Source organism: Microbacterium sp. ARD31 (genome assembly GCF_031844425.1).
In genome coordinates this window covers 28386-46199 of record NZ_JAUZVE010000052.1, presented here as the reverse complement: position 1 = coordinate 46199, position 17814 = coordinate 28386, and the positions used below count along the sequence as shown (strand labels likewise).

Here is a 17814-nt window from a genome sequence, read left to right as displayed (position 1 = left end):
GATCTGGTTGCGCAGGCGGATGTTGGCGAAGGTGCCGCGGATCATCACCTCGTGGTTGCCACGGCGCGAGCCGTAGGAGTTGAAGTCGCGCTGGTCCACACCGTGCTCGGCGAGGTACGTGCCCGCCGGGCTGTCCTTCTTGATGGCGCCGGCGGGGCTGATGTGGTCGGTCGTGACCGAGTCACCGAGCTTGAGCAGGACGCGCGCGCCGACGATGTCGGTGACCGGCTCCGGCTCGTCGGGCATGCCGTCGAAGTAGGGAGGCTTGCGGACGTAGGTCGACTCCGGGTCCCACTCGAAGGTGTTGCCGGTCGGCGTCGGCAGCGACTGCCAGCGCTCGTCGCCCTTGAAGACGTCGGCGTAGGAGGAGCCGAACATGTCGGACGTGATCGCCTGGGCGATCGTCTCCTCGACCTCCTGCGGGCTCGGCCAGATGTCCTTGAGGAACACGTCGTTGCCGTCGGTGTCCTGGCCCAGCGGGTCGTTGAACAGGTCGACGTCCATCGAGCCGGCCAGGGCGTAGGCCACGACCAGCGGCGGGGACGCGAGGTAGTTCATCTTCACGTCGGGGTTGATCCGGCCCTCGAAGTTGCGGTTGCCCGAGAGCACGGACACGACCGCGAGGTCGGCCTCGTTGACGGCGGCGGAGACCTCGGGGATCAGCGGGCCCGAGTTGCCGATGCAGGTCGTGCAGCCGTAGCCGACGAGGTTGAAGCCGAGCTTGTCGAGGTACGGCGTCAGGCCGGCGCGCTCGTAGTAGTCGGAGACCACCTTGGAGCCGGGCGCGAGCGACGTCTTGACCCACGGCTTGCGCGACAGGCCCTTGTCGACGGCGTTCTTGGCCAGCAGGGCGGCGCCGATCATGACCGACGGGTTGGAGGTGTTGGTGCACGAGGTGATCGCGGCGATCACGACGGCACCGTGGTCGATCTCGAACTCCTGGCCGTCGAGGGAGACCGGCGTCGGCTTGCTGGCGCGACCCGCACCCTTCGGGGCCTCGGGGTGGACGGGCTTGCCGTTGCCGCCCTCGTGGCTGGGCGAGTCGGAGGCCGGGAAGGACTCCTCCACCGCCTCGTCGTAGCCGGTGGCCTCGGCCGCGTCGTCGGGGTCGTTGTCGCCCTCGTCGACGTAGTCGGACAGCGCGGCGCGGAAGGAGTCGCGGGCCGCGGAGACCTCGACGCGGTCCTGCGGCCGCTTCGGCCCGGCCAGGGACGGGACGACGGTCGACACGTCGAGCTCGAGGCGCTCGCTGAAGCGCGGCTCCGCGCTCGGGTCGTGCCAGAGGCCCTGCTCCTTGGCGTACGCCTCGACCAGCGCGAGCTGCTCCTCGGAGCGACCGGTCATGCGGAGGTAGTCGACGGTCTGGTCGTCGATGGGGAACACCGCGATCGTGGAGCCGAACTCCGGGCTCATGTTGCCGATGGTGGCGCGGTTGGCCAGCGGCAGCGCGGAGACGCCCTCGCCGTAGAACTCGACGAACTTGCCGACCACCCCGTGCTCGCGAAGCATCTCGGTGATGGTCAGCACCAGGTCGGTCGCGGTGGAGCCCTCGGGCAGCTCGCCCGACAGCTTGAAGCCGACGACGCGCGGGATGAGCATCGACACCGGCTGGCCGAGCATCGCGGCCTCCGCCTCGATGCCGCCGACGCCCCAGCCGACGACGCCGATGCCGTTGACCATGGTCGTGTGGGAGTCGGTGCCGACGCAGGTGTCCGGGTAGGCCACGCCGTCGCGGACCATGACCACGCGGGCCAGGTGCTCGATGTTGACCTGGTGGACGATGCCGGTGCCCGGGGGGACGACCTTGAAGTCGTCGAAGGCGCCCTGGCCCCAGCGCAGGAACTGGTAGCGCTCGCGGTTGCGCTCGTACTCGATCTCGACGTTGCGCTCGAAGGCGTCGGCGGAGCCGAAGACGTCGGCGATCACGGAGTGGTCGATGACCATCTCAGCCGGCGCGAGCGGGTTGATCTTGGTGGCGTCGCCGCCGAGCTCGGCCATCGCCTCGCGCATGGTGGCGAGGTCGACGACGCAGGGGACGCCGGTGAAGTCCTGCATGATCACGCGGGCGGGCGTGAACTGGATCTCCTGGTCGGGAGCCGCGCTCGCGTCCCAGCCGGCGATTGCCTTGATGTGGTCGGCCGTGATGTCGGCGCCGTCCTCGGTGCGGAGCAGGTTCTCCAGCAGCACCTTCAGCGAGAACGGCAGGCTCTCGACGTCGAGACCCTCACCCTTCACCGCGTCGAGGCGGTAGATCTCGTAGGACTGTCCGTCCACGTCCAGGGTGCCCTTGGCACCGAAGCTGTCCTGACTGGCCATCAGCCACATCTCCTCGGGAGTTCGCGGGTTCGCGTCCATCTTGCCGTCGCAGGTGAAGGGACGGGAAGGAAGGCGACCCTAAGTTGTCGGCGTCGGTCTATCTCGATGTCAAGATACATGAGATCAAGCAATCGCTTCAACCGCGTCGCCCCTAGGGTGGGCGCGTGCCCACGCTCCTGCACCTCAACGGTCCCTCCGGCGTCGGCAAGTCGACCTTGGCCCGTGCGTACGCCGCGGCCCGACCGGGCACGCTTGTCTGCGACATCGACGAGCTCCGGTCGTGGGTGGCGGGCTGGGACGTCGACTTCGTCGGCACCGGCAACGCCGTGCGCACCTCGGCGCTCGCGCTGATCTCGGCCTACCTCGCCACCGGCCGGGACGTGGTGCTCCCCCAGCTCATCGTCACGCCGAGCGAGACCGACCGGTTCGTCGCGGCCGCGACGCAGGCGGGGGCGACGTACGCCGGCGTGGTGCTCGACGTCGCACCTGAGGTCCTGCTCGACCGGCTGCACTCGCGCGAGGTCACTCCGGTGTCGGCCGTGGTCTCGCGGATCATCGAGGAGCGTGGCGGCGACGCGCTCGTGCTCCAGGGACGACAGCAGCTGCTCGACCTCGCCCCCGAACGGGGCTGGACGGTCGTGGACACCGCCGACCGGGAGGCCGCGCTGACCGCCCTGGCCTCGGTCGTCGACCGCTGACCGCTACGTGATGCCGGCCTTCTCGTCGAGCGCCTGCAACAGGTCGTGGGCGGCCAGCTCCACCGCTTTGTGGCGCCACTCGGCGGCCCGGTAGACGCAGGCGATCAGCCCCGACCGGTGGACGCGCCGCAGGTCGCCGTAGACGAACGCGTAGCGCGCCTTGGTCTCGTCGTTGGCGCCCTCGGTGAGGCCGAGGTGCCACGCGGCGTACTCCGCCCAGGAGTGCTTCTCGAGGTAGGCGTTCTGCGCGTCCGCGCCCGGCTGGACGTCGCCCCAGTCGCTGTCGAGGACGTACTGGCGGGCGTCGATCAGCCGCCGGGCGTGCGCGACTGCATCGGGGTTGACGGCGTACCTGGCCATGGCGCCACCCTGCCGGGCTCAGCGCACGCGCGACAAGAGCGCGACGCACTCGATGTGGTGGGTCATCGGGAAGAGGTCGAAGGCGCGGATCGCGGTCAGGTCGTAGCCGTGCTCGGCGAAGATCGCGACGTCACGGCCCAGCGCGGCGGGGTCGCAGGCGACGTACGCCACTGCGCGGGGACGCCGGTCCACGACCTGCTCCACGACGACCCGCTTGGCGCCCTCGCGGGGAGGGTCGAGGACGACGAGGTCGAACGGCTCGTCGAGGCCGGCGCGCAGCACCCGGTCGGTCGGCCCGCACTCGACGGCGGCCGGCTCCAGCGCGGCGAGGTTGGCGCGGGCGTGCCGGCACGCGGCGCGGTCGGCCTCCACCGCGACGACCCGGGCCCCGGTCGCCTCGCCGACGAACCGTGCGAACAGGCCGACGCCGGCGTAGAGGTCGAGCGCCCGCTCCCCCGGCGTCGGCGCGAGGAGGTCCATGACGGCCTCGACCAGCACGCGCGGGGCCTCGGGGTGGACCTGCCAGAAGCCGTCGGCTGCGACCGAGAACTCGTGGGTGCGGCCGTGCGCGGTCACGTGGTGCTGCGCGCCCTCCCCGACCACCAGGTGGTGCTGCGCGTGCTCCTGGGCGTCGGCGGGGCGGGCTCCGTCGGCGGCGATCAGGCAGTCGTCGATCGGCACCAGGTCGTGGGACCGGTGCGCCCGCATGGCCGGACGGCCGTCCGGGAGCGCGGCGTACCGCTGCCGGGTGCGCCACCGCAGCCCGTCGTCGGGACGTCCGTCGACCGGGACCGCCTCGACGGACAGGCCGCGCACCAGGTCGGAGTCGGGGTCGAGCCGGCCCAGCCGGACCAGCTGCTCGCGCACCACCGCGGTCTTGAGCCCGCGCTGGGCGGGTACGGCGACGTGCTGGAGGTCGCAGCCGCCGCAGAGCCCCGGGCCGGCGTACGGGCACGGCGCGTCCACGCGGTCGGGCGACGGCGACACCACCGAGACGGCGTCGCCGCGCCAGAAGCGGTCCCCGTCGCTGCCCTCGGTGACCTCGACGACGACGCGCTCGCCGGGCAGCGCGTGGCGCACGAAGACGACGCGGGAGTCCGGCTCGGGGAGGCGGGCGACGCAGTGCCCGCCGTGGGCGACCGGGCCGACCTCCACCTCGAACCGCTCGCCCACGCGCGAGCGACCACGTGCCTTGCGGGGCCGGTTGGTGCGCGCCATCAGTCGTCGATCTGTCGGGAGGTTCGTGACGACACCCGCCCACGCCGCAGGTCGCCGGCATGGACGCGGACCTCGTCGCGCGCCTCGCGCTCGCGGGCGATCTGGGACGAGCGCAGCTGGTAGGGCACCGAGATGACCATCACGCCGGGCGTGAACAGCAGCCGGCCCTTGAGCCGGAGCGCCGTCTGGTTGTGGAGGAGCTGCTCCCACCAGCGGCCGACGACGTACTCGGGGATGTAGACGGCGACCACGCCGCGCGGGCTGGCCCGGCGGATCTCCTGGGTGTACTCCACGATCGGCCGGACGACCTCGCGGTAGGGCGAGTGGAGGACCTTGAGCGGGATGTCGAGGTGCCGTTCGTCCCACTCCTCCAGGAGCCGGTTGGTGGCCTTGGGGTCGATGCTGACGTAGATCGCCTCGAGGACGTTGGGGCGGGTGGCCCGCGCGAAGGCGAGGGCACGCAGCGTCGGCTTGTGCAGCTTGGAGGCCAGCACGATCGCGTGGACGCGGGTCGGCATGACCTTGTCCTGCTCGTCGGCGGCGAGCTCGAGCTCGACGCGCTCGTAGTGGCGGCCGATCGCCTGCATCACGAGGAAGAAGAAGCCCATCGCCAGGATCGTGATCCAGGCGCCGGCGAGGAACTTGGTGATGAGCACGATCACCAGCACGACGGCGGTCATGCCGAGGCCGAACGTGTTGATCGCCCGCGAGCGCATCATCCGGCGGCGCGCGGCGGGGTCCTTCTCGGTCCGCAGGTGCCGCGACCAGTGCCGGATCATCCCGAGCTGGCTGAGGTTGAACGAGACGAAGACGCCGACGATGTAGAGCTGGATCAGCTTCGTCGTCTCGGCGTCGAAGACGACGATCAGCAGGATCGACATCGCGGCGAGGAACACGATGCCGTTGCTGTAGGCGAGCCGGTCGCCGCGTGAGCCGAGCGAGCGGGGGGCGAGGCCGTCCTGGGCGAGGATCGACCCCAGCACCGGGAACCCGTTGAACGCGGTGTTGGCCGCCAGGACGAGGATGATCCCGGTCACCGTGACCACGAAGTAGAAGCCCGGCGGGAAGTGGTCGAAGACCCCGTTGGCGATCTGGGAGATCACGGGGTGCTGCTGGTAGCCGTCCGGCAGCGCGCCACCACCGGAGGCGCGCAGCCGGTCGAGGTGGTGCGGGTCGACGTAGCGGATGCTCATCTGCTTCGCGAGCACGATGACGCTCATCATCATCGAGATCGCGATCAGGCCGAGCAGGAGCAGCGTGGTGGCCGCGTTGCGGCTCTTGGGCTTGCGGAAGGCGGGCACGCCGTTGCTGATCGCCTCGACGCCGGTGAGGGCGGCACAGCCCGAGGAGAAGGCACGCGCGAGCAGGAAGAGCAGCGCCACCTGCGACAGCGGGCCGTCCCAGCCCTCCTGCGGGAGGATCTCCAGCCGCGCGCTCTCCGCCTCGGGGAGGTCGCCGGCGAGCAGCCGCAGGAGCCCGTAGGCGCACATGCCCAGGATGGCGACCATGAAGAGGTAGGTGGGGACGGCGAAGAAGGCGCCCGACTCCCGTACGCCGCGCAGGTTCATCGCGGTCAGCAGGACGACGGCGACGGTCGCTGCCGTCGCCTCGTGCCCGATGAGCCCGGGGATCGCGCCGGCGGCGTACTGCGCGGCGGAGGAGATCGAGACCGCCACCGTCAGGACGTAGTCGACGAGCAGCGCGCTCGCGACGGTCACGCCGGCGTTGCGGCCGAGGTTGACCGTGGCGACCTCGTAGTCACCACCACCGGACGGGTAGGCGTGGACGGTCTGCCGGTAGGACGCGATCACCGTCAGCATCACGACCGCGACGGCGAGCCCGATCTTCCAGGACCACACGTAGGTCGAGGCCCCGGCGACCGCCAGCATGATGAAGACCTCGTCCGGCGCGTACGCCACCGAGGACAGCGCGTCGCTGGCGAACACGGGAAGCGCGATGCGCTTGGGCAGCAGGGTCTCCCCCAGCTGGCTGCTCCGCAGCTTGCGGCCCAACAGGATCCGCTTGGAGACGTCGCCGACACTCACGGGCGGCAAGCCTAGACCCGGCGACGCCGTATTCCTTGCTGGGATACGGTTCTGGCGTGCACGTCGTGATCATGGGCTGTGGCCGCGTCGGGTCGACGCTCGCCCGCAGCCTCGAGGACCGCAACCACACCGTGTCGATCATCGACAGCGAGCCCGACTCGTTCCGCCGGCTCGGTCCGGAGTTCAACGGCGACAAGATCACCGGCTACGGCTTCGACCAGCAGGTGCTCGAGAAGGCCGGCATCCGCCGCGCCGACGCGTTCGCCGCCGTCTCCAGCGGTGACAACTCCAACATCATCGCGGCGCGCGTGGCGCGGGAGACCTTCGGCCTCCAGCAGGTCGTGGCCCGGATCTACGACCCGGGTCGTGCCGAGGTCTACCAGCGCCTCGGCATCACGACGGTCGCCACCGTCAAGTGGACGGCCGACCAGGTCCTGCGGCGGCTGCTGCCGGCCGGCGCGGAGCCGGACTTCCGCGACCCCTCGGGCACCATCCGCGTAGACCACATCCCCGTCCCCGAGGCCTGGGTCGGCAACCGGACGGTCGAGTTCCAGATGCAGTCGCGCAGCCGGATCGCCTGGATCGACCGGCTCGGCGAGGGCATGCTGCCGACCCGCGAGACGGTGCTCCAAGAGGGCGACATGCTCCACATCGTGATCCGCGAGGAGAACGCCGCCCACGCCTACGCCGTGCTCGACGCAGGCCCCGAAGACGACTGAGAAGCCAGGAGCACAGCTGACATGCGCGTCGCCATCGCCGGAGCCGGAGCCGTCGGACGCTCGATCGCCCGTGAGCTGATCGAGAACGGTCACCAGGTCCTGCTCATCGACAAGAACCCGTCCTCCATCCGCCCCGAGCGGGTCCCCAACGCCGAGTGGCTGCTCGCCGACTCCTGCGAGCTGTCCTCCCTGGCCGAGGCCCAGCTCGGCAAGTGCGACGTGGTGATCGCGGCGACGGGTGACGACAAGGCCAACCTGGTCACCTCGCTGCTCGCGAAGACGGAGTTCGGCGTGCCGCGGACGGTCGGACGGGTCAACCACCCCAACAACGAGTGGCTGTTCACCGAGGCGTGGGGCGTGGACGTCAACGTCTCCACCCCGCGGATCATGTCCGCGCTGGTCGAGGAGGCGGTCTCCGTCGGCGACCTGGTCCGCCTGTTCACCTTCCGCCAGGGCAACGCCAACCTGGTCGAGCTGACGCTGTCGGCCGACTCCCCCTATGTCGGTACGCCGGCCGGGCTGGTGCCGTTCCCGGAGAACTGCGCGCTGGTCACCATCCTGCGCGACGGGCAGGTCTACACGCCGGAGGCCGAGCAGCCGCTCGAGTCGGGCGACGAGCTGCTGTTCGTCGTCCCGGCCGAGGTCGAGGCCGAGCTCGAGCAGCTGCTCTCCCCCAGCCAGCACCGCAGCTGAGTCGCCGCGCCCGCGGGCCTCAGGCCGTCGCGGGGTCGCCGGCGACCGGGGTCTTGTTGCGCGAGAGCAGCCAGACCATCGAGGCAAGGGCGGCGAGCTGGAGCGGCCAGCCCAGCGCGATCTTGAGGACGCCGAGCGCGGCGACGGCTGCGTCGGGGTCCATCGAGCCCGACGAGCCGGCCAGCCAGATCGGCGCCTGTACGGCGACCCGGACGATGCAGGGCGCGACCAGCAGCCACGTCAGGCGGCTGCACAGCTTCACCACCTGCCGGTCGGAGTGCCACGCGGTCGCGTCGCCGGTGATGCTGCCGACCATGAAGCCGACCAGCGGCCAGCCGATCAGGCAGGTGAACGCCAGCACGACGGCGTACCCGCCGTTGTAGAGGATCCCGGGCAGGAAGTAGGCGAGCGCCTGGTCCTGCTCCGAGCCTCCCGCGGCGGCGGAGCGGTGCACGAAGAACCAGCCGATGCCGATGCCGAAGAGCGCGTTGACGACGAACTGCACGGTGGAGCGCTGCACGAGCCGCACCACCAGCAGGACCAGGGCCGCCCCGATGCTGACGGCGAGGGCGGTGTTGAGGTCGCGCAGGGACAGCCACGTGGCGGTGAAGAGGATGGTCGGCACGGCCGCCTCGGCCATGCCGCGACGCCCGCCGAGCGCCTTGGCGAGCTGCTGGCGCACCACGGCCTCGACCGTCTCGGTCTCCACCTTCTGCGACTGCTCGGTCACGGGCGGAGCTCGTAGCGCGGGTTGAACATGAGCGGCACGCCGCCCTGCCGGCCGATGCAGCCCTCGACCGTCACCGATCGGCCCGGGTCGACCCCGGTGATCCGCCGGCGGCCGAGCCACACGACGGTGATCACGCCGGAGCCGTCGTCGAGCTCGGCCTCCAGGGCGGGGACACCGCCGCGGGGACGCAGGGTCACCGTGCGGAGGACGCCGTTGACGACGACGTGCTCGCGCTCAGGGGCGTCGGCGATGGCGACGGCCTCGGTGCTGGTGTGGGACTGCCGCAGGTCACGCTGGTGCTGGTCCTGGCTGTCGGCCCACTTGGAGATGACCTGGCGCAGCTTGCTCTTCTCGCCCACCGCTCACCTCACTCGGCGCGCGTCGTCCGGCAACCGCACCGGGAGCGGCTCACCGACGGGCATCGCAGCGTCCCCACGGCGTACGACGACCTGGGCCAGGGCGTCCTCCCACTCGGAGGTGGCGTCCGGGTCGATCGCCGGACGGCCGAGGAAGGACGCGCGCAGCATCCACCGGTCGCCGTTGATGCCGACGATGCGGGACGGCTGCGTAGCCGTCGTCCCGTCGGGGCGCTGGACCGGCATCTGGCACACGAGCTCGGTGCCCCAGCGGCCCTCGCGCTCGGTGGCGTGGCCGCCGCGGCGGGTGAGGTCCTCGGCGATCTGGGGCCGCACGTCGGACCAGAGGTCGCCGTTGCGGGGGGCCGCGAAGGCCTGGAACTCGCACGCGCCGTCGGAGCCGGCCAGCATCACGGCCCGGACCTGGCCGGTGCTCTCGTCGACCTGGAGGCGCAACTCGCGGTCGGCGATGGCGGGCACGAGGACCGAACCGAGGTCGGCGCGCTCGATGCCGTCACCCTCGACCTGCGACACGTCGAAGGGGCCCGTCCTCTCGTCGGTCGCCTCGGGTGCGGCGTCGGGGGTGGCCCCGGCCGTCTTGTCGCCCGGCTGGGCGGCCTCGTCCGACTTGCGACGGAACCTCACGTCAACACTCCTTCGTCACGACCGGTTCAGGAACGCGAACCGGTACCTGTAGAACCGTAGCCCCCGTCGCCCCGGGACGACTCCGGCAGCACCCCCACCTCCACGAAACGGGCGCGCTCGTAGCGCTGGATGACGAGCTGGGCGATGCGGTCGCCGCGGCTGAGGGTCACCGGCTCGACCGGGTCGTGGTTGATCAGGAGGACCTTGACCTCCCCGCGGTAGCCGGCGTCGACCGTGCCGGGCGTGTTGACGATGGACAGGCCGTGGCGCGCCGCGAGGCCCGACCGCGGGTGCACGAGCGCGACGAACCCGTCCGGCAGGGCGATCGAGATGCCCGTCGGCACGAGCGCTCGCTCCCCCGGGCCGAGCGTCACGTCGACGGTCGTGTGCAGGTCGGCGCCCGCGTCACCCGGGTGGGCGTACGACGGCAGCGGCAGGTCGGGGTCGAGGCGGACGACGGCGACGTCGAGGTCGGGCTCTTGGTCGGTCGCGTGGTTGGTCGCCGGGCCGGTGGCACGCTCGGCGTGGCCGTGGGGGTGGAGGTCGTGGTCGGGCACGAGGACTGAATCTATAGGCTCTGCGCCGTGGACTACGCCGAACGCCTCACCGTCCCGCTGCGCTGGTGGGCGCAGGGCACGATGCTCGTGGCGTCGCTGTGGCTGGCCGTGCTGGCCGCCACCCCCGGCGTCATCGCCTGGTCGGTCACCTTCGGGGCACTGGCCCTCATGGTCGCCCTGTTCGTGGGCTACGGCCGCGCCCGGGTCGGCGTCGAGGGCGGCCAGCTGCGTGCCGGGCGTGCCCACATCCCGCTCGAGCACGTCGGCGAGGTGGCCCCCCTCGACGCCGAGGGGCTGCGCCGCCAGGCCGGGGTCGACGCGGACGCCCGGGCGTACCTCCTGCTGCGGCCCTACCTCAAGCGCGGGGTGAAGGTCGACATCACCGACCCGGCCGACCCGACGCCGTACTGGCTCATCAGCTGCAAGCGACCCGACCGGCTCGTCTCAGCCCTAGAGGCGTCCCGGGCCCGCTGAGCGGCTCGGTAGGGTGGCCGACATGGCCTCCACGGACTCGAACAGCAAGTTCTACTCGGCGTTCTCGCTCGCCGCTGCCCTCGGTGCGGCGGCCGTGGCCAAGAAGGGGCTCAACACCTCCTGGCGAGCGGCCACCGGCAAGAACCCGCCCGCCAACCCCGCCGACCCGGACGTGAGCATCGCCGAGGCCGTCCTCTGGGCCGCCGTCAGCGGCACCCTGATCGGCGTGGCCCGGATGCTGGCCGCCCGTCGCGCGGCCCACTACTACGCCAAGTCGACCGGCCACCTGCCCCCGCAGCTCCAGAAGGACAACCAGGACGCCGACAAGGCTCCCGCCGCGCAGTCCTGAGACCAGCTCTCTCGATGTCGGCCCGTGTCCTGGCCGGTGAGTCTCCGAGCGACTCAACGCCCACGGCCGACGTACATCCTCTCGCCCCTCGGCCTTGAGTCTCTGGGCGACTCACGGTCGAGACGACCAGCCCCGGCGGCCCGCGCTCGGCCTTGAGTCTCTCCGCGACTCACCGGCGAGGGGACGGGGGCCTGCGGCTGGGCACACGCGCCCCCGCGCCCTGGCCGCTCACCGGGACTCGTGGGCCACCGGGCGTCCACAGGCGGGGCGTCGACGGCGGTGCGCGAGCACCTGTGGAGGACGGCCGGCCGAGTGTCGGCCGGCTCGCGTCGAATGGTCGTACGACAACCGACCGGGCGCGGAGGAAGAACCGGATGAGCGAGAAGGCGACGTGGGACTGCTTGGCCAACTGGACCGAGGCGGAGCGGGAGTGGTGGTGGATGGGGCCGTTCGCCGGCGGGGTGCCCGGGCTCGTACGCCGGATCCGGCGGATCCTCGACGTGTCCCAGCGCGGCCTGGCCGCGATCCTCGGTGTCTCCCAGTCGGTCGTCGCACGCTGGGAGACCGGGCGGACCAGTCCGCGCGTCGACGTGATGGAGCGGATGCTGCAGCTGGCGCGGGTCCGGGTGAGGCTCGAGGACGAGGGCACCGGCGTGGAGGTCCGTCCGATGCGGGCCGACGGGGCGCGCAAGCACGGCGGCAGCAGGTTCCCCGCACACACCGACCTGCGGGCGACCGGCTGGTGGGTGCCCCGGGCGTTGCGGGACATGACGACGGTGGAGAGCCTGGTCGCGCGGGACCGGTCGCGGGCGGCTCGCGACCCCTCCATCCGCCACCGGGTCAGCCCCTACCGCAAGCGCATCGAGCGCGCGGTCTTCGGCGTCCCGGAGGACCATCCTGCGGTCCACCAGCTCGCTGCGGAGGCGGAGCACCTCGACGAGGTGCGGGCGGCGAGGCTGCGCCCACGTCCCAGCACCTGACGAGCGGCACCGGGACATGACACAGCGCCCGTCCTCGTGCGAGGGACGGGCGCTGGACCTGACCGAGGTGGTGCGTGCTCAGATGCAGTCGCGGCAGATGAGCTTCTTCTCGTCTGCGAGCTGCGACCGGTGGTGGACCAGGAAGCAGCTCATGCAGGTGAACTCGTCGTCCTGTCGCGGCATGACCTCCACGGCGAGCTCTTCGTGCGAGAGGTCGGCGCCGGGGAGCTCGAAGGACTCAGCGGCCTCGGTCTCGTCCTCGTCGACCTTGCCGGAGTTCTTGTCGTGGCGTCGGGCCTTGAGCTCCTCGATGCTCTCCTCGCTCTGGTCCTCCTCGGACTTGCGTGGTGCGTCGTAGTCGGTGGCCATCGGATCCCTCTCCCCATGCTGTGGCTCGTGCGCGCCGGATCGCGGCGGGCTGAACCTTTGTGCTCGTCGTCGGCGCCAGATTGTGCACCATGAACCGACTCCGTGGTGAGCCGGTCCGCAACGTGTCGCAGGAACAGTGCGCCACGCCTCGCTATTCCCGAAGTCTTGACGAGTGTCAGGACAGGAAACCAGCAGCTCCCAAGGCGGTCACGAAGGTGTCCCAACCCTCGGCCGGAGCGCCCACCACGACGTTGCGCGTCGGGTACGGGTCGAAGGTCCTGCTGCCGTCCAGGAGGTCGAAGCGCCCGCCCGCCTCGCGCAGCACCAGGCCGGCCGCCGAGTAGTCCCACGGCTGCGGTCCCGCCTCGACGTAGGCGTCCGCGCTGCCCTCCGCGACGTGGCACAGGTCGAGGGCGCACGACCCCATCCGGCGGATGTCCCGGACCTCCGGGAGCAGCCGCGCCACGCACGCGGCCTGGTGGGCACGGACCTCGCGCTGGTAGCCGAACCCGGTGAGGACCAGCCGCTCCGCCAGCGGCGGCGAGGGGCGTACGCCGATGGGCTGGCCATCGCGGGTGGCGCCGGCACCGCGGGCGGCGGCGTACTCGAGCCCGGTGGGGATCGCGACCACGGCTCCGGCCACCACCTCACCGTCGAGCTCCACCGCGACGGAGACGGCGCAGTCGGGCAGGCCGTAGAGGTAGTTGACGGTGCCGTCGATGGGGTCGACGACCCACCGGACCCTGCTCGTGCCGGGCCGGTCGTCGCCCTCCTCCCCCAGGATTGCGTCGTCGGGCCGTGCCGCGGTGATGCGGGAGCGGATCAGCGCCTCGACGGCGCGGTCGGCCTCGGTGACCACGTCGACCGCGCTGGTCTTGGTGTCGGCCACGTCGATGCCGCCGAGCTGCATCTCCCGGGCGAGGTTGGCGCCCTCGTGGGCGATGGCGACTGCGAGCGTGCGGAGCTCGACCGCAGCGGCCTCCGTCACGAGTCGACCCCGCACAGGGCCGGCCGCGGGCCCCGGGGGTTGGGGCAGCAGCCGACCGGGCAGAGGTCCTGGCGCGCTGGCAGGGAGCCGACCGCGACCCGCTCCGGCTCCTCGCCCCGCTCGGCGGCGGCCCGCTCGAGCACGAGCTCGCGGACCATGGTCACGAAGCGCCGGTCGGTGCCGGACGTGGCGGCACGGACCGCGTGCATGCCCAGCCGCTCGGCCGTCGCCATCGCCTCGGTGTCGAGGTCGTAGATGACCTCCATGTGGTCGGACACGAAGCCGATCGGCACCAGCACCACCTGGGCGACGCCGTCGGTGGCCAGCTCCTCGAGGTGGTCGTTGACGTCCGGCTCGAGCCACGGCGTCCGCGGATCGCCGGAGCGCGAGCAGTAGACCAGGTCGTGGCGGTGCGCCCGGCCGGTCGCCTCGCGGACCCGCCTGGCGACCTCGTCGACCGCGCTGCGGTGCTGGCGGACGTACGCGCCGCCGTTCTCGGGGCCGCCGCTGGTCTCGGCCATGGCGGTCGGGATGGAGTGCGTGACGAACACGAGCCGCGCCCGGTCGCCGTGGTCCGGCAGGTCGCCCAGCGCCGCGACGCACGCGTCCACCACCGGGTCGATGAAGCCGGGGTGGTTGAAGTACTGCCGCAGCCGGTCCAGCCGCGGCGCGCCGGGCGTCGCGGCGGAGGCGTCGAAGAGGTTCTCGCGGTACTGCCGGCACGACGACCACGACGAGTACGCCGACGTGGTGAAGACCGCGGCCCGCTCCACGCCGTCGGTCACCATCTGCGCCAGCGTGTCGGCGAGGTAGGGGTCCCAGTTGCGGTTGCCGAAGTAGACCGGCAGGTCGATCCCCTGGTCCGCGAAGTCCTTCTCCAGCGCCGCGATCAGCGCGCGGTTCTGGTCGTTGATCGGACTCCGACCCCCGAAGAGGAAGTAGTGCTGGCCGACCTCCTCGAGGCGCTCGCGCGGGATGCCCCGTCCGCGGGTGACGTTCTCCAGGAACGGCACCACGTCCTCGGGCTTCTCCGGGCCCCCGAAGGAGAGGACGAGGAGGGCGTCGTACGGCTTCACGTCGGGGTGACCCGCGGGATTCATGCTGCCAGCGTAGAGCGCCCTACCATCTCCCCGATGCTCGACTCCTACCGCCGGGTCCTCGCCCGCCCCGGCGCCCTTGCCTTCAGCAGCGCCGCACTGGTCGCCCGCCTGCCGATCTCCATGGTCGGACTGGGCATCGTGCTGCTCGTCGAGCAGAGCACCGGCTCCTACGGCCTCGCCGGCACGGTGTCGGCGGTGTTCGTCCTGGCCGAGGCCGCCTTCGCGGTGCTGCACGGCCGGCTGGTCGACTCCTACGGGCAGTCCACGGTGCTGCCGGCCGCGATCTCCCTGTTCGGCGCCGGCCTCGCGCTGATGATGGTCGCGGTCGAGAGCGACTGGCCGCGTGTCCTCACCTACGTCTTCGCGGCGGTCGCGGGCGCTGCGCTCCCACAGGTCGGGGCGAGCGTGCGCACCCGGTGGTCGCACCTGCTCGACGATCCCCGCGAGAAGCAGACCGCGTTCGCGCTGGAGGCGGTGCTCGACGAGGTCGTCTTCGTCGTCGGGCCCGTGCTGGTGACCCTGCTGGCCACCAACTGGCACCCGGTCGCCGGGCTCACGGCGGCCCTCGTCAGCGGCCTCCTCGGCACCTTCGCCTTCGCCGCGCAGCGCCGGACCGAGCCCCCGGCCCGCCGGTCGCAGCCCGCCGGGATCCGACCGCCGATGCCGTGGCGCCTGGTGCTGACCCTCGCCGTCGTGTGCCTCACCCTCGGCGCGCTGTTCGGGGCCGCCGAGGTCACCACCGTCGCCTTCGCCGAGGAGGCCGGGATGCGCTGGGTGGCCGGCTGGCTCCTCGCCGCGTGGTCGTTCGGCAGCCTGGTGGCCGGCCTGGTCACGGGCGCGATCGCCTGGCGGAGCGGCCCCGAGGTGCGGCTGCGCTGGGGGTCGCTGGCGATGGCAGTGGCGATGGCGCCGCTCATGTTCGTCGAGTCCGTCCCGCTGATGGCGATCGTGCTGCTCGTCGGCGGGCTGGCGATCGCGCCCACGATGATCGGCGCGATGACGATGGTCGAGCAGGGCGTCCCCTCCTCCCGGCTCACCGAGGGCATGGCGATCCTGCACACCGGGATCGTGGCGGGCGTCGCCCCGGGCGCGAGCATCGCAGGGTTCGTCGTCGACCACAGCGGCGCCTCGGCGGCGTACTCCGTCGCGCTCGTCGGCGGCCTCCTCGGGGCGCTGGTCGCGCAGACCGCCCACACGCCCCGCCGCTCCCCGCTAGCCTCCGGGGCATGACGACGCCCACCGACGGCACTCGCTGGCGCAACTGGTCCGGTCTCGTGGAGGCGCACCCGCAGCAGGTCCTGACCCCGACCTCCGTGGCCGACGTGGTGGACGTCGTGCGCCGGGCGCGCGAGCAGGGCACCACCGTCAAGATGACCGGCACCGGTCACAGCTTCACCGCGATCGCGGCACCCGAGCACACCCTGCTGCGTCCCGAGCAGCTCGCGGGAATCCTCGAGGTCGACCGCGACGCGATGACCGTCACGGCCCGCGCGGGCACGCAGCTCAAGGACCTCAACCTCGCGCTCGAGCGTCTCGGGCTCTCGCTGCACAACATGGGCGACATCGCCGAGCAGACCCTCGCTGGGGCGACGTCGACCGGCACGCACGGCACCGGCGGCGTCGCCGCCGGCTTGGCCGCCCAGCTGGCCGGCCTCGAGCTGGTCACCGGCACCGGTGAGGTCGTCCGCGCCTCCGCGCGGGAGAACCCCGACGTCCTCGAGGTCGCCCGCGTCGGGCTCGGCGCCCTCGGGGTGCTGACCAGCGTGACCTTCCACGTCGAGCCGCTGTTCGTCATCGAGGCCCACGAGCAGCCGATGTCGTGGGACGAGGCGCTCGACTCCTACGACGAGATGACCGCGGCGTCGCACCACGTCGACATGTACTGGTTCCCCCACACCGACGCGATGATGGTCAAGCAGAACGTGCGCACCGACCTCGAGCCCGGCGAGCAGCAGCCGCCGTCGCGGCTGGCCGCCTGGTGGGAGGACGAGCTGGTCTCGAACACCGTCTTCGGCGCACTGTGCCGCGTCGGCTCGAGCGCTCCGACGCTCATCCCCCGGATCAACCGGCTCGCCGGCCGCGCGCTGTCCGAGCGCCGCTACAGCGACCTGGCCCACCGCGTGTTCGTCACCCCGCGTCGCGTCCGCTTCCGCGAGATGGAGTACGCCGTCCCGCGGGAGGTCGGCCTGGAGGTGCTGCGCGAGTGCCGCCGGGTGATCAACGCCAGCGACTGGCGGATCGCCTTCCCGGTCGAGATCCGCACGGCCCGCGCCGACGACGTGCCGCTGTCGACGGCCTACGGGCGCGAGAGCTCCTACCTGGCGTTCCACGTGCCGATGGACACCGACCACACGGCGTACTTCGGCGGGCTCGAGCCGATCCTGCGCGAGGCCGGCGGGCGCCCCCACTGGGGCAAGGTGCACACGCGCAGCGCCGCCGACCTGGCCCCGGTCTACCCGCGCTTCGACGACTTCCTCGCCCTGCGGGAGCGGCTCGACCCGGACCGGGTCTTCGCCAACGGCTACCTGCGCCAGGTCCTCGGCGACTGATCAGACGTTGGCCGGCCCCTTCGGCATCGGCGCCTGCCAGCCGCGCACGAGAGCGATCAGCCGCCAGCCCAGGCACGTGCCGAACCCGGCCGCCGCGACGAGCTCCAGCGGCAGCCCGGCCCGGTCCAGCACCACCGCCACCGCGGCGCCGGCGAGCGCCGGGGTGGCGTACAGCGCGCCCTCGAACACGACCGGGACCCGGCCCGCGAGCACGTCGCGGATCATGCCGCCTCCGATCCCGGTGACCATCCCCATCAACGCCGCCGGCACCGGGCCGAGGCCGTAGTCGACCGCCTTCAGCGCGCCGGTCACGCAGAACAGCGCCAGGCCGAAGGCGTCGAAGAGCGTGACGACCCGCTCGAGCCGTCCCACGACCGGGTGGAAGGCGAACGTCACCAGGCCTGCCGCCACGGGCACGATGAGGTAGCGCCAGTCGGCGAGCGCGGCGGGTGGGGCGGCGCCGATGAGCACGTCGCGGATGAACCCGCCGCCCAGGCCGGTCACCCCGGCGAGGACGAGCGCCGCGAACAGGTCGAGGCGCTTGCGCACGGCGACGAGGGCACCGGTGACCGCGAAGACGAAGATGCCGACGAGGTCGAGCACGACGAGCGTCGTGGCGTACTCCGTGGTTGGCACACCGTGAAGGCTAGGGCTCAGGCGCGCCGCAC

At 72.1% G+C, this 17814-nt stretch carries 20 protein-coding genes; 8 read left to right on the top strand and 12 right to left on the bottom strand.

From position 1 onward, the window contains the following. Positions 1–2316: aconitate hydratase (locus tag Q9S36_RS44250; RefSeq protein WP_311291120.1), on the bottom strand; the 2316-nt coding region annotated here is incomplete at its 3' end. Between the two features lie 164 nt (positions 2317–2480). On the opposite strand from Q9S36_RS44250, the gene Q9S36_RS44245 reads away from it, so the two are divergent. After that, positions 2481–3014 (top strand): AAA family ATPase, encoded by a 534-nt coding sequence (locus tag Q9S36_RS44245; protein WP_311291119.1) that lies wholly within the window; start codon positions 2481–2483, stop codon positions 3012–3014. Between the two features lie 3 nt (positions 3015–3017). On the opposite strand, the gene Q9S36_RS44240 is transcribed toward Q9S36_RS44245, so the two are convergent. Genes Q9S36_RS44240 through Q9S36_RS44230 form a run of 3 tightly spaced genes read right to left on the bottom strand, consistent with a single transcriptional unit; the run spans position 3018 to position 6637 of the window. After that, positions 3018–3374 carry a hypothetical protein gene (locus Q9S36_RS44240; protein WP_311291118.1) on the bottom strand — a complete coding sequence of 119 codons (357 nt, stop codon included), beginning with the start codon at positions 3372–3374 and terminating at the stop codon, positions 3018–3020. Positions 3375–3392: 18 nt separating this feature from the next. Next, positions 3393–4592: a TRAM domain-containing protein gene (locus tag Q9S36_RS44235; RefSeq protein ID WP_311291117.1), complete on the bottom strand. Its 1200-nt coding sequence runs from the start codon at positions 4590–4592 to the stop codon at positions 3393–3395. Beyond that, positions 4592–6637, bottom strand: a complete 2046-nt coding sequence (locus tag Q9S36_RS44230) for an APC family permease (protein ID WP_311291116.1) — start codon at positions 6635–6637, stop codon at positions 4592–4594. The genes Q9S36_RS44235 and Q9S36_RS44230 overlap by 1 nt, the downstream gene beginning before the upstream one ends. Positions 6638–6693: 56 nt before the next feature. Here Q9S36_RS44230 and Q9S36_RS44225 point away from each other — a divergent pair, with 56 nt between their 5' ends. Next, complete coding sequence (locus tag Q9S36_RS44225) at positions 6694–7356, top strand: TrkA family potassium uptake protein (protein WP_311291115.1); 663 nt, start codon at positions 6694–6696, stop codon at positions 7354–7356. Positions 7357–7377: 21 nt separating this feature from the next. Then, positions 7378–8049 (top strand): TrkA family potassium uptake protein, encoded by a 672-nt coding sequence (locus tag Q9S36_RS44220; protein ID WP_311291114.1) that lies wholly within the window; start codon positions 7378–7380, stop codon positions 8047–8049. Positions 8050–8068: 19 nt separating this feature from the next. On the opposite strand, the gene Q9S36_RS44215 is transcribed toward Q9S36_RS44220, so the two are convergent. The 4 genes from Q9S36_RS44215 to dut are packed head-to-tail and all read right to left on the bottom strand — an operon-like array spanning position 8069 to position 10337. After that, positions 8069–8779: a DUF3159 domain-containing protein gene (locus Q9S36_RS44215; RefSeq protein ID WP_311291113.1), complete on the bottom strand. Its 711-nt coding sequence runs from the start codon at positions 8777–8779 to the stop codon at positions 8069–8071. Further along, on the bottom strand, positions 8776–9138 hold the full coding sequence (locus tag Q9S36_RS44210; protein ID WP_311291112.1) for an OB-fold nucleic acid binding domain-containing protein: 363 nt from the start codon (positions 9136–9138) through the stop codon (positions 8776–8778). Before Q9S36_RS44210 ends, Q9S36_RS44215 begins: the two co-directional genes overlap by 4 nt. A 3-nt stretch (positions 9139–9141) precedes the next feature. Then, positions 9142–9780 carry a DUF3710 domain-containing protein gene (locus Q9S36_RS44205; RefSeq protein WP_311291111.1) on the bottom strand — a complete coding sequence of 213 codons (639 nt, stop codon included), beginning with the start codon at positions 9778–9780 and terminating at the stop codon, positions 9142–9144. 26 nt (positions 9781–9806) lie between these two features. Beyond that, on the bottom strand, positions 9807–10337 hold the full coding sequence (gene dut, locus Q9S36_RS44200; protein WP_311291110.1) for a dUTP diphosphatase: 531 nt from the start codon (positions 10335–10337) through the stop codon (positions 9807–9809). A gap of 27 nt (positions 10338–10364) precedes the next feature. Between dut and Q9S36_RS44195 the strand changes: the two genes are divergently transcribed. The 3 genes from Q9S36_RS44195 to Q9S36_RS44185 all read left to right on the top strand — a co-directional run bounded on the left by Q9S36_RS44195 (position 10365) and on the right by Q9S36_RS44185 (position 12140). Further along, positions 10365–10811 carry a DUF3093 domain-containing protein gene (locus Q9S36_RS44195; protein ID WP_311291109.1) on the top strand — a complete coding sequence of 149 codons (447 nt, stop codon included), beginning with the start codon at positions 10365–10367 and terminating at the stop codon, positions 10809–10811. A gap of 22 nt (positions 10812–10833) precedes the next feature. Further along, the gene (locus Q9S36_RS44190) at positions 10834–11160 is read left to right on the top strand and encodes a DUF4235 domain-containing protein (protein WP_311291108.1); all 327 of its coding nucleotides are present in this window, start codon (positions 10834–10836) and stop codon (positions 11158–11160) included. Between the two features lie 374 nt (positions 11161–11534). Next, positions 11535–12140: a helix-turn-helix transcriptional regulator gene (locus Q9S36_RS44185; protein WP_311291107.1), complete on the top strand. Its 606-nt coding sequence runs from the start codon at positions 11535–11537 to the stop codon at positions 12138–12140. 78 nt (positions 12141–12218) lie between these two features. Here Q9S36_RS44185 and Q9S36_RS44180 read toward each other — a convergent pair whose 3' ends face one another. The 3 genes from Q9S36_RS44180 to Q9S36_RS44170 all read right to left on the bottom strand — a co-directional run bounded on the left by Q9S36_RS44180 (position 12219) and on the right by Q9S36_RS44170 (position 14597). Then, positions 12219–12509 carry a DUF4193 domain-containing protein gene (locus tag Q9S36_RS44180; RefSeq protein ID WP_056600397.1) on the bottom strand — a complete coding sequence of 97 codons (291 nt, stop codon included), beginning with the start codon at positions 12507–12509 and terminating at the stop codon, positions 12219–12221. Between the two features lie 175 nt (positions 12510–12684). After that, positions 12685–13497 (bottom strand): inositol monophosphatase family protein, encoded by an 813-nt coding sequence (locus tag Q9S36_RS44175; protein WP_311291106.1) that lies wholly within the window; start codon positions 13495–13497, stop codon positions 12685–12687. Next, positions 13494–14597 (bottom strand): ferrochelatase, encoded by a 1104-nt coding sequence (locus Q9S36_RS44170; protein ID WP_311291105.1) that lies wholly within the window; start codon positions 14595–14597, stop codon positions 13494–13496. Before Q9S36_RS44170 ends, Q9S36_RS44175 begins: the two co-directional genes overlap by 4 nt. A 33-nt stretch (positions 14598–14630) precedes the next feature. On the opposite strand from Q9S36_RS44170, the gene Q9S36_RS44165 reads away from it, so the two are divergent. Both Q9S36_RS44165 and Q9S36_RS44160 read left to right on the top strand, forming a co-directional pair. Continuing rightward, on the top strand, positions 14631–15827 hold the full coding sequence (locus Q9S36_RS44165; RefSeq protein WP_311291103.1) for an MFS transporter: 1197 nt from the start codon (positions 14631–14633) through the stop codon (positions 15825–15827). Further along, entirely contained in the window at positions 15824–17146 is a 1323-nt protein-coding gene (locus Q9S36_RS44160; RefSeq protein ID WP_311291102.1) for a D-arabinono-1,4-lactone oxidase, read from the top strand. Before Q9S36_RS44165 ends, Q9S36_RS44160 begins: the two co-directional genes overlap by 4 nt. Here Q9S36_RS44160 and Q9S36_RS44155 read toward each other — a convergent pair whose 3' ends face one another. After that, the gene (locus Q9S36_RS44155) at positions 17147–17782 is read right to left on the bottom strand and encodes a trimeric intracellular cation channel family protein (RefSeq protein WP_311291101.1); all 636 of its coding nucleotides are present in this window, start codon (positions 17780–17782) and stop codon (positions 17147–17149) included. Positions 17783–17814: the final 32 nt, after the last annotated feature.

Coding starts and splice junctions, on each gene's coding strand:
- Q9S36_RS44165 (WP_311291103.1), top strand. CDS start 14,631: ATGCTCGACTCCTACCGCCGGGTCCTCGCCCGCCCCGGCGCCCTTGCC.
- Q9S36_RS44240 (WP_311291118.1), bottom strand. CDS start 3,374: ATGGCCAGGTACGCCGTCAACCCCGATGCAGTCGCGCACGCCCGGCGG.
- Q9S36_RS44160 (WP_311291102.1), top strand. CDS start 15,824: ATGACGACGCCCACCGACGGCACTCGCTGGCGCAACTGGTCCGGTCTC.
- Q9S36_RS44180 (WP_056600397.1), bottom strand. CDS start 12,509: ATGGCCACCGACTACGACGCACCACGCAAGTCCGAGGAGGACCAGAGC.
- Q9S36_RS44185 (WP_311291107.1), top strand. CDS start 11,535: ATGAGCGAGAAGGCGACGTGGGACTGCTTGGCCAACTGGACCGAGGCG.
- Q9S36_RS44235 (WP_311291117.1), bottom strand. CDS start 4,592: ATGGCGCGCACCAACCGGCCCCGCAAGGCACGTGGTCGCTCGCGCGTG.
- Q9S36_RS44220 (WP_311291114.1), top strand. CDS start 7,378: ATGCGCGTCGCCATCGCCGGAGCCGGAGCCGTCGGACGCTCGATCGCC.
- Q9S36_RS44170 (WP_311291105.1), bottom strand. CDS start 14,597: ATGAATCCCGCGGGTCACCCCGACGTGAAGCCGTACGACGCCCTCCTC.
- Q9S36_RS44190 (WP_311291108.1), top strand. CDS start 10,834: ATGGCCTCCACGGACTCGAACAGCAAGTTCTACTCGGCGTTCTCGCTC.